This window comes from Serratia sp. HNCC26DJ244, assembly GCF_057180565.1.
Genome location: NZ_JBXUGO010000137.1, coordinates 1 through 341 on the forward strand (window position 1 = coordinate 1; position 341 = coordinate 341).

A 341-nucleotide genomic window follows, 5' to 3' on the forward strand; every position below is an offset into this window, starting at 1 on the left:
ACTTGATAACGGCACGCCACCAGTGAAATTGAGCGTACCACCATCCAGCACCAGATCCTGCAAGGTGGCGGTACTTGACGTTCCCGGGATACCAACCGTCGTCACACTGCCAGTGGCTAATGTCAGCCCAGCATTCTGCAGAGTGTCGGCATTGGTTCCCGCCAGTGAGAAGGTAGCGTTATTCAGCGTCATATTGCCGGTAAAGCCAGCCCCAACGCCAGTACCGAAATTGAACGCATTATTAGCCCCGGTATCGACATTCACCTGCCCGGCACCGGTCAGGGTATTGTTCAGCGTAAAGGCACCGGCGTTGGTGATATTCAAGGTACTGCTCGCGGTAT

General features: G+C 54.8%; 1 protein-coding gene. It reads right to left on the bottom strand.

Annotation, left to right across the window (positions count from 1 at the left end):
• The coding region (locus AC2A06_RS18960) for a hypothetical protein (protein ID WP_484381312.1) at positions 1 to 341 on the bottom strand (341 nt) is incomplete at both ends.